Raw genomic sequence first — 14,143 nt, forward strand, 5'->3', positions numbered from 1 at the left:
GGTGTTTATGGACCCGTGGGTCAGGAACGGCGGACGACGATGTCACCGACGGAGGTGCCCGCGTGGACTTCGACCTTGTCGGTCGCGGCGTCGGGGCCGGTGGCGGTGTCCATCTCGTTGATGACGCGGCCGAAGCCGGTTTTCACGTCGAGCCAGGCCGCGCTGCCCTCGCGGATGCCGATCTCGACATCGCCCATCGACGTCTCGAGGGTGAGCGTTCCCCTGGCGGCGTCGAGCACGCGGACCGAACCGTTGGCCGTCTTGGCTTCGACGCCGGACTCGGCCTTGTCGACGGTGATGTCGCCGTTGGCCGAGCGGATCCGGACCGAGTCACCGGCCGCTTCGATCGTCGTGGTGCCGTTGGAGTTCTTGATCACCCCGGTGCCCTCGAGCGCACCGATCTGGACACGACCGGAACTCGTGGTGACGTCGGCGTTGCCCGCGACGTGGTCGACGACGATGCTTCCGGAGGCGGTGTGCAGTTTCAGCTCGCCGGTGTGGTCGAGCCGGAGGTGCCCGGTGCCGGATTTGTAGCGGCAGGCGCCGAGCCGTCCGGTCGCGGTGAGGTCACCGAGACCGGTGCTGCCCTGCACCCGGGAGCCGGTGGGCAGTTCGATGGTGACGTCGATCGACCTCGTCCGGTTGGAGAAGTCGAGCAGGCGCATTTTCGGCGCGCGGACGGTCAGCGTGCCGCCGGAGAACTCGACGACGGTCCGCTTCGCGGCGTCCACGTCGGACTCGTTGTTCTCGTCGACCGGAGCGACTTCGACGACCGTGTCCGTGCGGTCGGTGGCGACGATGCGGACGTTGCCGACGACCGGTTCGAGATCGGCCAGAATGGGTTCCGGGGTGGCGAAAGTAGGCATGGTTGTCCCCTCGAAGGTGGTGTGATGGGTGTTTGTGCTGGTCTAGCTGGTGCGGCCGGGTGCTAGCTGACCCAGCCGGTGTAGCGCTGCGCGGCGCGACGACCGCCGCTTGCCGGGTTCGGCGTGGTGGGCCGTTCCGCCGGCTGCAGCGCGGCGGACGCGGCACGGACGAGCCACGCGTTGACCGAACGGCCTTGTGCGGCCGCGGCCTCCTCGACTCGCGCCTTCAGGTGTTCCGGCAGCCGGAAGTTGATCCGGGCCGTGGCCCCTTCTTCGTCCGCCGGTGAAGCCACCGGGGGTTCCGGCGCCGATGCGGTGACAGGACCGACAGGCTCGACCGTGGGCGGCGTGACGGCGAAACTGGCTTCCCCGGCGCGCAGCCGGACTTCGACCGAACCGGGCGCGAGGTCTCGCGTGATCTCGTCCGACGCGGCGGACAGCGCGTCCAGCAGCGCGAGACGGATGGCCGACGCCAGCGGCGCGGTCAAGCGTTCGGCGAGGGCGCTCGCCTCGGCTCCGCCCGCCTCGGCGGCGACAGCGAGTTCCCGGCGAACGTTGTCCACAAAGGGCGTCAAATCCATGATGCCATCATGGCACCACTGTGGCGCCATTGCAAGGCCAGAGTGGTGCCATCTTGTGCCAAAGTGGCGTTTTCGCAGGTAGGAGCGGAGAGACGGGAAGCGGCCCGCCGTCAGGTGTGGGGGTTCACCGAGGCAGGCCGCTACCCGGGTACCGAGGTCCCCAGGCGAATTCCACGCTACAAGAACGCCTGCCGGCCGCGCGGGCACGACTTTGTGCCCGCACCGCTCTTGACAATCGACGTTCCACAGTGGACAAGTCGCGGGACGACCGTCAGATAAGGCCTTCGCGCAGCGCGTACGCCACGACGTGTGTGCGGTTGCGCAAACCGAATCGGCTGAGCAGGCCGTGCAGGATGTTCTTCACCGTCCGGTCGGAATACGCCACCCTCCTGGCGATCTCGCCGGTGTCGTATCCCTCGGCGAGCAGCCGGAGCACCTCGGTCTCGCGCGGTGACAGTCCACTGAGGGTGATCTCGCGCGGTTCGAGAACTTCCTTGTGCAGCCGCGAAATTCCCCGGAGCAGGGTGCCGAGCTGATCGGCGGGGAGATCGCCCCGGCCGGCGTGGGCGTCGGCGACCGCGCGCCGCAGCCGCGCGGGCGTCGCCTCGGCACGCGCGACGACGACGGCGAGGCCGCGTTCCACCGCGGCCCACAGGTCGGCCTGTTTCGGCCGATCCGCGACGAGCACCAGCCGCGCGGGCCCGGCCGGGATCCGGTGCGGCTCGGTCCCCGCGACCGCGACGAGGACGTCGGCCGTCTCCGGATCGTCCCGCAAGGTGATGCCCTGGCCGGAGCCGAGGGCGCTGCGCAGCCCCGCCCGGACGAGCGGGTCCGTGGCGTGCACCGCGACCCGGATCTCCCGGCGTTCCTCGGCACGGACGCTCGCCCGTGCCGTCGTCGTCATGATCGTCGACATGTTTCCAGGTAACCGGCTCCGGAGAAGGCGGGACAAGCGCAAGGAGGGGGCAGCTTTTCGCCACCGGAAGCCTGCCGGTTGAATGGACCGCGGTGAAACCGGTGGAGACGGACGACAAGCGGTCGGTGTTCGGAAAGCTCCTGCTCGAACACCGGCGGGCCGCGGGGTGGACACAGGAACGGCTGGCCGAGGCCTCCGGGCTCAGCGTCCGCGCCCTGCGCGAATTGGAGCACGGCCGCGCGCGAGCCGCCCAGCAGCGCTCCGCCGAGGTGCTCGCCGACGCGCTCGGCCTGACCGAAGGTGACCGGGAGTTCTTCCTGACCGTCGCCAAACAGGGGCGCCGCCGGAACCCGGCGCTGGCCGCACAGGCCGCGGCGACCTGCGCGCTGCCCGCTCCGCTGGCGGATCTGTGCGGCCGGGAAAACGAATTGGCGCAACTGTCCGCGAAAGTCGCCGAGGGCGGCGGCGTGGTCGCGATCGTCGGGCAGGCCGGGGTCGGGAAGACCGCGCTCGCGGTGACGGCGGCGGACCGGGTGCGCGGGGACTTCCCCGACGGCTGCTTCGCGGTGAATCTGCGCGGGATGGACGAAGAACCGTTGAGCGCCCGTGCCGCGCTCGACCGGCTGCTGCGCGCGCTGGACGTCGCGCCAGGGCAGGTACCCGCCTCCGAAAGCGAACGGTCGGCCTTGCTGCGGATGCTGCTCGACGGGCGGAAGGTCCTGCTGCTGCTCGACAACGCCGCCGACGAGGCGCAGGTCCGGCCGCTGCTGGTCACCGGCCCCGGCAGCCTCACCCTGATCACCTGCCGCCGTACGCTCGCCGGGCTGGAGGGCGCCCGCTGGCTGGGGCTCGAACCGCTTTCGGACGACGGCGCGACCGGCCTGCTCGCCATGATCACCGGAGCGGACCGGGTGCGCGCGGAGCCCGCCGCGGCGCGGGAACTGGTCGAGCTGTGCGGGTATCTGCCGCTCGCGGTCCGGATCGCGGGCAACCGGCTCGCGACCCGCACGCAGTGGTCACTGGCGCAACTGGCCGACCGGCTGCGCGACGAAGGCACCCGGCTGCGCGCGCTCGCGGCGGGTGACCTGCAACTGCGCTCGGCGTTCGATCTGTCCTATCGCGCGGTTTCGGCAGGCGCGAGACGGTTGTTCCGACGGCTGGCGACCGTGCCGGGCGCCGACTTCGGTCTCGAACTCGCGTGCGTCGTGTCCGGCGCGGCCCCCGCCGACGTCCGTGAGCACCTCGACGAACTCGTCGACGCCAGTCTCCTGCAGGCCACGGCCGAACCGGAACGCCACCAGTTCCACGACCTGATCCGCCTGTTCGCCGAGGAACGGCTCGAAGCCGAGGAGGATCCGTCCGTACGGGACCTCGTGCTCGCTCATCTGCTCGGCAAAGCGGCCGAGGCGGCCAGGTTGTTCTACCCCAAGGCGCCGGACGCCGGCCGGTTCGGCTCACGGGACGAGGTCGCCCGCTGGCTGGATGTCGAAGGCGACAACTGGGTCGCCGCGCAACGGGTGGCGGCGCGGAAGGGCTGGCACCGGGAGGTCAGCGAGCTCGCCGTCGCACTGCACTGGTACTCCGACGGGCGGAGCGGGCAGCGGCCGTGGTGGGAGATCTTCTCCCTCGGCGCGGCGGCGGCGAACGCGCTCGGCAACGCCGCGGACGAGGCGAAACTGCTCAACTTCGTCGGCTGGGCGGCCAATGTCTGCCTCGACGACGCCCAAGGCGCCGTCGACGCGCACCGTCGCGCGCTCGACATCGCCACCCGGATCGGTGACCGCACGGAGCGGACCTGGGCGACGATCTACCTTGGCCAGGTGCTGCGGTATGCCGGGGAAGACGCCGAAGCGTTCGAATACGCGAAACGCGGGTACGAATCGGCGGGCGAGCTACCGTTCTGGGAGGGGCAGAGCTCGGCCAGGAATGTCTACGGCTATTCGCTGCTCGCGGCCGGACGGCACGCCGAAGCGCTCGCCGTCCACCGCGGCGTACTCGCCGACGCCGAACGGCTCGCGGGCGACACGTACCCCGGGCTCCACCGGATGCTGAAGGCGCTGACCCTGCGCGCGATCGGCGACGTGCTCGGAGGGCTCGCCGAATGGCGCGAAGCGGCGGGCTACTACCGCACCAGCCGATGGCTTTCGTGGGAAGGCGGATTCGGCTCCATGGAGGCGATCTGCGCACTCCGCGAGGGACGCGCCTGGCGGGAAGCGGGCGCCTTCGAGGAGGCCAGGGAATGCCTCACCTTGGCCGTCGAACTCTCCCCCGAGCCCGGTCTCCGTGCCCGGCGGGAACAGGCGCTCGCCGAACTCGCGCTCCTCCCAGGGTGAACATGTCCTCGTGGGTAAGCTTCGGGCCGATGGAGCGGGAGGGCCGATGAGGGACGCGGACGGGCAGAGCCCGCGGGAGCGCTATCGCGACCAGGTGCGCGCGGAGATCAAGCAGCACGCCTGGGAGCAGATCGCCACCGCCGGGGTCTCCGCGCTGTCGCTCAACGCGATCGCCAAACAGGTCGGCATGAGCGGCCCGGCCCTGTACCGGTACTTCGCCAGCCGCGACGACCTCATCACCGCGCTCATCCGCGACGCCTACCGGAGCCTCGCCGACACCGTCCGTGCGGCGTTCGACGCCGGCGCCGATCTGGCCGGGCTGGCCGTCACCATCCGGGACTGGGCCCGGAGCGATCCGCAGCGCTACTTCCTCATCTACGGCACACCCGTCCCCGGTTACCACGCGCCGGAGGACACCACCGCCATCTCGAAGGAGGTCATGGCGGTCCTGCTCGAAGCGTGCGGCGCGATCACCGTGGACAAGCCGGAAACGCCGTTCGACGCGCATCTGGACAGCCATCGCGCATGGGCGGGCGACCATCCGGCCCCGTCCGCGACCCTGCATCGCGCGCTCGCCTTCTGGACCCGCCTGCACGGTGTGCTCTCCCTCGAACTCGCGGGCCACTTCACCGGGATGAAGTTCGACCCCGACCTGCTGATCGCGGACGAACTGGACGACCTCACCGCGCGGTGACCGGCGTTTCGCCGAACCGATCGCGTCCGCGCTGAACCTTTTCCGCCCGCCGGGCGTCTTGCTGTGTGCCGGTTGACATACAACGTTGGAACGTTATAGCTTCTAAGCAAAGCTAGAGCCATTCACGAGCCGGATCGGCCGCTGTTCGCCACCCGACGGCGGACGGCCGGGTCCGCCTGCCCGGTTCCGGGTTTCCGAATGCTTCGGATGGGGACTTCGATCAATGAATCGCGAAGGGAAGAGCGCGGGGGGAACCGGCCGCGTCAGAGTCGCCGTCCATGCCCCGGACCTCTTGGCCGGACTGGGCGCGACGGCCATCATCGGCGCCGACGCGCGGCTGGAAGTGCTCTCCGAGACCGACCTCGGGTCGGCCGAAGTGATCGTGACGATCGGGAATTCGATCGGCGACGCGGTTTTCACGTTCCTGCGCCGGATTCGGTCCGCGTCCACCCTCGAGTCGCCTCCCCGGTGCGTGATCGTCACCGACCATTTCCCGGTCCAGGTCCTGATGACGGCGATCGAATGCGGGATGGCCGCGTTGCTGCCGCGGCGTGACCTCGACGGCGAGCATCTGGTGCGGACCATTCTCGCGGTCAGCCAGGGCGCCGGCGCCTTGCCGCCTCGTTTGCAGGGCAGCCTCCTCTCCCAGCTCGAACGGCTGCAGGAGGACCTGCTGACCCCCAACGGGCTCGCGTTGTCCGGATTGTCCGACCGGGAACGCGAGGTCCTCCGGCTGCTGGCCGACGGGTACGGCACGGAGGAGATCGCGGCCAAGCTCGCCTATTCGGAGAGCACGGTCAAGAACGTTCTTCATCGGGTGATGACGCGCTACGGCCTGCACAACCGCACGCACGCGGTGGCGTTCGCCCTGCGCACGGGGTCCATCTGAAATCCGTCCGAAAAGGAAAAGCCGGAAGGTTTCGCGGCTTCCGGGAGCGGCTGTCGGTCCAGAGTGGACACGGCTGAAGAGAAGTCTTTTCCCCGCCCCCTTCAATTTATAGCGGACATGGGGGCTTGCGGCAAGGCCGGGGTGATCCCCCAGAATTGCCGCCCTGAAGCAGAAACCTGCGGAAATGGGAGTCGCGAAGTGCGTGTTTTGATGACGTCGTGGGGGTCACGCGGGGATGTCGAGCCCTTGGTCGGGCTCGCGATGGCCTTGCGGGAACTGGGCGCGGAAGCGCGGATCAGCGCGCCGCCGGACGACGAGTTCGTGGCTTTGCTGGAGCGGGCCGACGTGCCGCTGGTACCGCTGGGGCCGTCGGTGCACTCGGTGGTCGCCGGTCCGAAGCCGCCGACGGGGGAAGACGCGCTTAAGCTCGCCCCGGCGTTGGTCGCCGCGAGGTTCGAAACGCTGACCACGGCGGCGGAGGGGTGTGACGTGCTCCTGGCGACCGGTCTGCTGCCCGCCGGCGCGCGGGACGTGGCCGAGAAACTGGGTATCCCGTACGTGTACGCGGCTTTCCACATCTTCGGCCATCCGTCACGGCACTTCCCGCCGGGGGCGCGTCCCGGCACGCCGTCGCCGGAGGGCGAGACCGACAACCGGACGCTGTGGCGGCAGGACGCGCAACGGGTGAACGCCCTGTACGGCGGGGCGCTCAACACACACCGGGCGGCGATCGGGCTGCCACCGGTGGACGACGTCCGCGGCCACGTCTTCACCGACCGGCCGTGGCTGGCGGCGGACGCGACATTGTGTCCGTCGGAAGGGATGACCGACGCCGAACTCGTCCAAACAGGAGCGTGGATCCGGCCCGACGACCGTCCCCTCCCGGACGACCTGGAGAAGTTCCTGGCTGCCGGTTCGCCGCCGGTCTACGTGGGCTTCGGCAGCATGGCCGCGCACGCGCCGAAGGACATCGCGCGGGTAGCCGTCGAGGCGATCCGGGCGAGGGGCAGGCGGATCGTGCTCGGCCGAGGCTGGGCCGGATTGACCTCGATCGACGACGCCGACGACTGCTTCGTCGTCGGCGAGGGCAACCAGCAAGCCCTGTTCCGGCGGGTGGCCGCCGTCGTGCACCACGGCGGTGCGGGCACCACGACGACGGCCTCCCTGGCGGGCGCGCCACAGGTGGTCGTCCCCCGGATCGCGGACCAGCCGTACTGGGCCGCCCGGGTGGCCGAACTGGGAATCGGGGTGGCACACCAGGATCCGACCCCGACCGTCGAATCCCTGTCCGCCGCGCTCGCGACGGTCCTGACCGCCGGAACACGGGACCAGGCGAAGGCCGTGGCCGGCACGATGCGGACCGACGGGGCGACCGTGGCCGCGAAGATGCTCTTCGACCTGGTCAAGACGGCGTAAGGCAGACGTGGCGTGATCGGCTCACTGCCACGAAAGTCACCCCTTGATCAACGGAAGTTCCGGGACACTCAACGTCCACAATCCTCCGTTGATCAAGCGCGTGCCGATCACGACCTGTGGACCGGCAGGTCGCGGGCTCGTGAGTGGTAAGTGTCGTTTGGCCAAGGGTGTTTTAGGTACCTACGGTGGGTGGGTCCGGCAGCGGCTGAGCCGTGAAGAGCCTCAGCAGCACCACCAGTCACAAGCGCTGCGCGTGAAGGCCCCCTTCCCTCGGCTGAGCCGAGGGAAGGGGGCCTTCACGCGCTTCCCCCACGAGCCAGGCCCGCAGGTGACGAGTAAGTACCTAAGAGAGGTTCGCTCTAACGCTCTGCATCCGGAAATGTGTCTCTTGTGGACACCCGCAGTCCCTATTGCGAGCCGGAACACCCGAGTGCGGGACCCAGGCACGCGAGTTACGCGCCTGAGCACGCGCGTTACGTCTGCGAATAGACCACCCACAATCACGAGACGTTGGGCTTACCCCTCGGCTGAGCCGAGGAAACGAACCTTCACCCTTGGCCAGAACCGTCATCACTCACGAGACGGCCGGTTTGAGCACCTCCTCGCACCACTGGCGGAAGGTCGTCGGCGTGGTGGCCTCCGGGGTCCGCGGTTCGGCGTTGTCCAGTCCCGCGTCCTTGGCGGCCATCATGTCGGCCATCCCTTGTGCCATCGCCTCGGACCGCCCGTTTTCGAGCAGCGTCGCCCGGAAGGCGTCCAGCGGAACCCGCCGGTAGCGGACCGGGCGCCCGAGCACCTCGGTCATGATTTCCGCGAGGTCGTTCTGGGACAGGTCTTCCGGGCCGAGCACGGGGACGTCGGCGACGCCGTGCCACGACCGGTCGAGCAGCAATCCGGCGGCGACCGCGGCGATGTCGCGGGTGGCACAGGTCGGCGCTTTACGGTCACCCGAGACGGGCGCGAAGAAGACGCCGTCCTTCCCGATCGACCCGGCCTGCCACAGCAGGTTGTCCATGAAGGTGGGCATCGTCAACGCCCGATAGCTCACGCCCGTGCCCGCGATCAGGTCGTCCATGGCCAGCGACGCGGAAACGTGCCCGGCGTTCTTCGCGACGCCACGGCCGAGGGCCGAGATCCCGACCACCCGGGCGACGCCTTGCTTTTCGAAGGCCTCGCAAGCAGGCCGGGTGAAGTTGACGAAGGCGGCTTCGAGACTCTCGGCGCGGGGGTCCGCGGCGACGAGCCAGAACACGGCGTCGGCACCGGCGAAGGCTTCGTTGACGACGTCGATGTCGCCGTGCGAGCCCTTGACGACCTCGACACGTTCACGGACACGATCGGGAAGACGGGCGGGATCGCGGGCGATCACACGGACGGCCTCGCCGCTTTCGAGGAGGGTGCCGAGCACCTGGCTGCCGATCTGTCCGGTCGGCGCGGTGACGACGATCATGAAGACTCCGAGGTGATAGGGGATTTTCGACGTCATCCAGTCAAGGCGGGACGGCCGTCGGACTGAAGGACCGGCTCGGTCGCCATTGATACCCTGGCGATATGAGTGACCTGGAGACGCGGCAGCTCCGCTATTTCGTGGCGGTCGCGGAGGAGCTTCACTTCGGGCGGGCGGCCGAGCGGCTTTCGATGGCGCAGCCGCCGTTGTCCAGGGCGATCCGGGACCTGGAACGACGACTGGACGTCCGACTGCTCGAACGCACCACCCGCCAGGTCACGCTGACCGCGGCGGGCGAGGTTTTCTTGCGGGACGCCAGAACCGCGCTCGAAGCGGTCGCCGCGGCGGAGCGACGGGCACGGCAGGCGGGCCGCCCCGATCCGCGGCTGCGGCTGGCACTCAAGGCCGACCATGACGCCGGTCTGCTGCCGAAGATCATCGAGGCCTACGAGGCCGAGGACGGCGCGCTGCCGATCGAACTGATCCTCGGCGGCCGGGGCGAACAGCCGAGGCAACTCCGTGACGGGCGAGCGGACGTGGCGCTCGTCCCCAGTCCGTTCGACGCGCGCCGTCTGGACTTCGAACCGTTGCTGACCGAACCCCGGCTGGTGGCGCTGGCCGCGAACGACCCGCTGGCGGCCAGGTCGCGGCTGACCCTGGCGGATCTGGCTGGACGCCACCTGCCCGACGGCGCACCCGCCGATCAGGGCCCTTCGGACGGCCCGCCCGCCACCGTGGCGCCCCACGGTCCCGTGTCGGATCTGACGCAGATCTTCAAACTGGTCGAACTGGGCACCCTCGTCTGTTTCCTGCCGGTGTCGGTGGCGGATCGCTACCGCAGGCCGGGCATCACGTATCTGGCCGTCGACGACCTGGAGCCCACGACGCTCACCGTGATGTGGCCGCAGGACTCCCGTTCACCGGCCGTCGCCGCCTTCGTCCGCGCGGCCACCACGGTGGTGACGACCGCCTACGCGATCGGTCAGCGGACCTGAACGCGGCTCAGCACCCGGTCCACGACGTCGGGCAACGGCTCATCGCCCGGACCTTCCAGCCACAGCACGTTCCCGGTCCGTAAAGCGGCAAGGAAGGTCGCAGCCGTGAGACGGGCCAGCTCCTGATCGAGACCGTGCCCCCTGGCGAGCAGCACGGCCGTCAGGTCGCGTTCCAGCGCGAAGTGATCGCTGGCCTGCTGGGCGAGCAACGACGGGTGCCGCCGCAGCAGCCGTAACTGCGCCACCCATTCACGGTCGGGGACGGGACGCGCCCGGTACAGCTCGCGGCACGCCGCGCGCAGCGCCTGCCGCGGCTTCTCACCGGACGGCCTGCCTTCGACCAGCGACACGAGCAGGCCGGTCCGCTCGCGGTCGGCGTGCAGGATCGCCTCCTCCTTGTTCGCGAAGTAGTTCGAGAACGTCCGCCGGGACACCCCGGCCGCGTCGGCGATCTCCTCCACGGTCACGCCGTCGAGACCGTGCTCCATCGCCAGGCGCAGCGCGGCCTCGTGCAGTGATTGCCGCGTCGCCGCCTTCTTGCGGGTGCGGAGCGTGTCGAGGGTGTCCACCAAGACAGCGTAGCGAGGGGAATAAAGTACCCACTGTGCAAGTTTGCACAATGAGCAATAATTGTCCGAAGCCCGAAGGGACGCCATGAAGACCGAAGGAACGACGGCGCCGCCCGGCGCGATGGGGCACCGCCAGGTGCTCGAATCGCTGTCCGGATTGCTGCTGGCGCTGCTCGTGGCGATGATCAGCTCGACGGTCGTCTCGACCGCCCTGCCGTTGATCATCGGCTCGCTGAACGGCACGCAGACCCAGTACACCTGGGTGGTCACGGCCACCCTCCTCGCCGCGACGGCCACCACCCCGATCTGGGGCAAGCTCGCCGACCTGTTCAACAAGAAGACACTGGTCCAGATCGCGATCGTGATCTTCGTGATCGGGTCGATGATCAGCGGGTTCAGCCAGAACACCGGGCAGCTGATCGCCGCCCGCGCCTTCCAGGGCATCGGCGTCGGCGGTCTGCAGGCGTTGGTCCAGGTCGTGATCGCGGCGATCATCCCGCCACGGGAACGCGGCCGCTACAACGGCTACCTCGGCGCCGTCATGGCCGTCGCCACCGTCGGCGGTCCGCTGCTCGGCGGGCTGATCGTGGACGTGCCGTGGCTGGGCTGGCGGTGGTGCTTCTTCGTCGGCGTGCCGATCGCGGTGGCGGCGTTCCTCGTGCTGCAGCGGACCCTGAAGCTGGAGACCGTGCGCCGGGAGAACGTGCGTGTCGACTACCTCGGCGCCGGGCTCATCGCCGCGGGCGTGAGTGTCCTGCTGATCTGGGTCTCGTTCGTCGGCAACACCTTCGACTGGCTTTCGTGGCAGACGGCCGTCATGGTGGCCGGCGGCGTCGTGCTCCTCGTCTTCGCCGTGCTGGTGGAGCGGAAGGTCCGCGAACCCGTCGTCCCGTTGCACATCGTCACCCAGCGCACCCCCGCACTGGCGATCATCGCGAGTCTCGCGGTCGGCATGGCGATGTTCGGCGGCGCGGTGTTCCTCGGCCAGTACTTCCAGATCGGCCGCGGCTACTCCCCCACCGAGGCGGGTCTGCTCACCATCCCGATGATGGCGGGCGTGCTCGTGTCCTCGACCGTGTCCGGCCGCCTGATCAGCCGCACCGGCCGGATCAAGCCGTACATCGTGGCGGGCACGATCATCCTGGTCGCCGGTTTCCTCGGGCTGGGCACGGTCGACCACGCCTCGCCGCTGTGGCTGGTCGGCATCGCGATGGCCGTCGTCGGCATCGGTGTCGGCATGACGATGCAGAACCTCGTCCTCGCCGTGCAGAACACCGTGCCGTTGCGGGACCTCGGCGCGGCGAGCGCGTCGGTGACCTTCTTCCGGTCGCTCGGCGGCACCATCGGGGTTTCGGTGCTGGGCGCGGTGCTCGCGAACCGGGTCACCGCCGATCTGTCCACCGCGTTGCACGTACCGGAAGGGCAGGCGTCGACGGGAAGTGTCAGCGCGCTGAACCTCAAGGCACTGCCGCCGGAGGTCCAGACGATCGTGCACACCGTGTACGGCGACGCGACCGCGCACATCTTCCTGATCTCCGCGGCGGTGGGCGTCGTCGGCGTGATCGCGGCTCTCCTGCTGAAGCCGCTCACCCTGCGCACCACCCTCGACGTGGAGACGAAGGCGGAAGCCCCGGTGTCCGACGCGGTCGCCGGGTAGGCGCGCGATGAACGGCGACGCGACCAGGGCCTTCGAGTCCACTGTGGAGCGTTTCGGCCCGCCCCGGCACCACTCGGGGCGGGCCATCCTGGCCGGGGTCGACGGCTCCGACACGGCGATGCGGGCGGCCGCCTTCGCTTTCGGCATGGCACGGCGCGAGGGCGGCAGGCTGATCGTCGCCTTCGTCGTCTCCCGCACCGCGCTGACGAGTCTCGGCCCGGCGGTGGCGGCGACCGTGGAACACGACACGACACTGCAGCTGTACGCCGAACTCCGTGAGCAGATCCGCGCGTCGGCCGAGGAACTGGAAGTGCCGGTCAGTTTCCTGAAGACCTACGGCGATCCGTACACCGCGCTCCGCGACACCGCCGACCGTGGCCAGGTCGACACGGTGGTGGTCGGCGCCTCACAGAAGGCGGGTCACCGGTTCGCGGGCTCGGTCGCGACGAAGCTCATCAAGGCCGGGCACTGGCCGGTGCTGGTGGTTCCCTGACCGCCGCCGAGCTCCGTGAGGCGCCCAGGCCTTGATCGGTACGAGCTTGATCAACGGACGAATCGCCACGGAAAGATCAGCCGCGGCCGCAGAGGGCGTGGTCGATCACGGACGCGAAGGGGCCTCCCTCCGGCGGCTCGGCGCCGGGACTGTAGGGAGTGCTGCTGTTCAGCGACACCATCACACTGCGCCGTCCGTCCTCGGTCACGCCGTTGCCCGTCAGAAAGCCGGGCAGCGCGCCATTGTGGCTCCAGTAGTCGCCGCAGGAGCCCGCCGTCCGGACGAGCCCCAGCCCGTACGCGCCGAGTCCCGGCGCGGGCACGGTCTTCTTCATCTCGGCCAGCAAAGCGGGTTCGAGTACCTTGCCGCTCATCAACGCCCGGAGGAACTTGTTGCCGTCCTCGGTGGTGCTGTTGAGCGAACCGTCGGCACCGCCGCCCATCGCCGGATTCATCAGCGTGACGTCCACTTGCCGTCCGAGCCGCGGCGGATTCGAGCCCTCCACCACGAACCGGGCGTAGCCCCGCATCGACGGCGCCGGCAGGAACGGTGAAGTGTAAGGGAACGAGGTCTCCCGCAGGCCCAGCGGACGGATGATCCGCTCGGTGATCTCCTGCTGCCAGCTTCGGCCGGTCACTTTCTCGGTCACCAGCCCTGCGAGCACGTAATTGGTGTTGGAATACCCCCAGCTCGTCCCCGGCGCGAAATCGGGCGCCTTGCCGACCGCCAGCTTCACCGCGTCGGACGCGCTGAGCCGGTCGAATCGGTGCCGCAGAAAGCCTTTCTCGGTGAAGATGTCCAGTTCCGCCATGTAGTCGTGCAGGCCACTGGTGTGCTGCAGCAACTGCCGGACGGTGATGGCGCGGCCGTCGTTGCCGTTGCCGCTCACCACCCCGGGCAGCCACCGATCCACCTTGTCCGCCAAGGAAAGCCGGCCCTCTCCGACGAGCTGGAGCATCGTCGCGGCCAGGAAGGTCTTGCTGAAACTGGCGATCCGGAAGTGCCCGTTCCACGGCATCGGGGTCATGGCCCGCAGATCGCCGTGGCCGCTGCGCACCTTGACACCGCCGTCGGCGGTGGCCAGTTCGACCAGCGCCCCTGGCGAACCGCCGTCCACCAACGCGTCGGCGTCACGCTGCAACGTCGTCCTCAGCGGACTCGCGGTGTCCGGGGCCGCGGTCGCGAGGCCAGGGGAAGCCACCGTGGCCACGCAAAGAGCGGCGGCGATCACTGAAGTTCTTTTCATACCGGCAAAACTACGAAGCATCGCCTCATCCGGCATCGGCC

General features: G+C 69.4%; 13 protein-coding genes. 7 read left to right on the forward strand and 6 right to left on the reverse strand.

Going from position 1 to position 14,143, the window contains the following annotated elements; translation table 11 throughout:
- Positions 1-20: 20 nt before the first annotated feature.
- The 3 genes from ACZ5ZX_RS31670 to ACZ5ZX_RS31680 all read right to left on the reverse strand — a co-directional run bounded on the left by ACZ5ZX_RS31670 (position 21) and on the right by ACZ5ZX_RS31680 (position 2,363).
- Positions 21-866, reverse strand: a complete 846-nt coding sequence (locus tag ACZ5ZX_RS31670) for a DUF4097 family beta strand repeat-containing protein (RefSeq protein ID WP_465505645.1) — start codon at positions 864-866, stop codon at positions 21-23.
- 62 nt (positions 867-928) lie between these two features.
- Entirely contained in the window at positions 929-1,447 is a 519-nt protein-coding gene (locus ACZ5ZX_RS31675) for a toxin-antitoxin system HicB family antitoxin (RefSeq protein WP_465505646.1), read from the reverse strand.
- Between the two features lie 271 nt (positions 1,448-1,718).
- Positions 1,719-2,363: a helix-turn-helix transcriptional regulator gene (locus ACZ5ZX_RS31680; RefSeq protein WP_465505647.1), complete on the reverse strand. Its 645-nt coding sequence runs from the start codon at positions 2,361-2,363 to the stop codon at positions 1,719-1,721.
- Positions 2,364-2,455: 92 nt separating this feature from the next.
- On the opposite strand from ACZ5ZX_RS31680, the gene ACZ5ZX_RS31685 reads away from it, so the two are divergent.
- The 4 genes from ACZ5ZX_RS31685 (at position 2,456) to ACZ5ZX_RS31700 (ending at position 7,695) form a co-directional block, all read left to right on the forward strand.
- Positions 2,456-4,696 carry an ATP-binding protein gene (locus tag ACZ5ZX_RS31685; protein WP_465505648.1) on the forward strand — a complete coding sequence of 747 codons (2,241 nt, stop codon included), beginning with the start codon at positions 2,456-2,458 and terminating at the stop codon, positions 4,694-4,696.
- Between the two features lie 46 nt (positions 4,697-4,742).
- Complete coding sequence (locus ACZ5ZX_RS31690; protein WP_465505649.1) at positions 4,743-5,390, forward strand: TetR/AcrR family transcriptional regulator; 648 nt, start codon at positions 4,743-4,745, stop codon at positions 5,388-5,390.
- 223 nt (positions 5,391-5,613) lie between these two features.
- Positions 5,614-6,279: a helix-turn-helix transcriptional regulator gene (locus ACZ5ZX_RS31695; RefSeq protein WP_465505650.1), complete on the forward strand. Its 666-nt coding sequence runs from the start codon at positions 5,614-5,616 to the stop codon at positions 6,277-6,279.
- A gap of 198 nt (positions 6,280-6,477) precedes the next feature.
- Positions 6,478-7,695, forward strand: coding sequence for a glycosyltransferase (locus tag ACZ5ZX_RS31700; protein ID WP_465505651.1), 1,218 nt, complete (start codon positions 6,478-6,480; stop codon positions 7,693-7,695).
- A 574-nt stretch (positions 7,696-8,269) separates the two neighbouring features.
- Here the strand turns inward: ACZ5ZX_RS31700 and ACZ5ZX_RS31705 are convergent.
- Positions 8,270-9,145: an NAD(P)H-binding protein gene (locus ACZ5ZX_RS31705; protein ID WP_465505744.1), complete on the reverse strand. Its 876-nt coding sequence runs from the start codon at positions 9,143-9,145 to the stop codon at positions 8,270-8,272.
- A gap of 101 nt (positions 9,146-9,246) precedes the next feature.
- Between ACZ5ZX_RS31705 and ACZ5ZX_RS31710 the strand changes: the two genes are divergently transcribed.
- Entirely contained in the window at positions 9,247-10,137 is an 891-nt protein-coding gene (locus tag ACZ5ZX_RS31710; protein WP_465505652.1) for a LysR family transcriptional regulator, read from the forward strand.
- Here ACZ5ZX_RS31710 and ACZ5ZX_RS31715 read toward each other — a convergent pair.
- On the reverse strand, positions 10,125-10,706 hold the full coding sequence (locus tag ACZ5ZX_RS31715; protein ID WP_465505653.1) for a TetR/AcrR family transcriptional regulator: 582 nt from the start codon (positions 10,704-10,706) through the stop codon (positions 10,125-10,127). The two genes, ACZ5ZX_RS31710 and ACZ5ZX_RS31715, sit on opposite strands and share 13 nt — an antisense overlap.
- An 85-nt stretch (positions 10,707-10,791) precedes the next feature.
- Between ACZ5ZX_RS31715 and ACZ5ZX_RS31720 the strand changes: the two genes are divergently transcribed.
- Positions 10,792-12,363, forward strand: a complete 1,572-nt coding sequence (locus ACZ5ZX_RS31720) for an MDR family MFS transporter (protein WP_465505654.1) — start codon at positions 10,792-10,794, stop codon at positions 12,361-12,363.
- 7 nt (positions 12,364-12,370) lie between these two features.
- Positions 12,371-12,856 carry a universal stress protein gene (locus ACZ5ZX_RS31725; RefSeq protein WP_465505655.1) on the forward strand — a complete coding sequence of 162 codons (486 nt, stop codon included), beginning with the start codon at positions 12,371-12,373 and terminating at the stop codon, positions 12,854-12,856.
- A 76-nt stretch (positions 12,857-12,932) separates the two neighbouring features.
- On the opposite strand, the gene ACZ5ZX_RS31730 is transcribed toward ACZ5ZX_RS31725, so the two are convergent.
- On the reverse strand, positions 12,933-14,102 hold the full coding sequence (locus ACZ5ZX_RS31730) for a serine hydrolase domain-containing protein (protein ID WP_465505656.1): 1,170 nt from the start codon (positions 14,100-14,102) through the stop codon (positions 12,933-12,935).
- Positions 14,103-14,143 lie beyond the last annotated feature (41 nt).

The organism is Amycolatopsis sp. NPDC033938 (genome assembly GCF_055575975.1).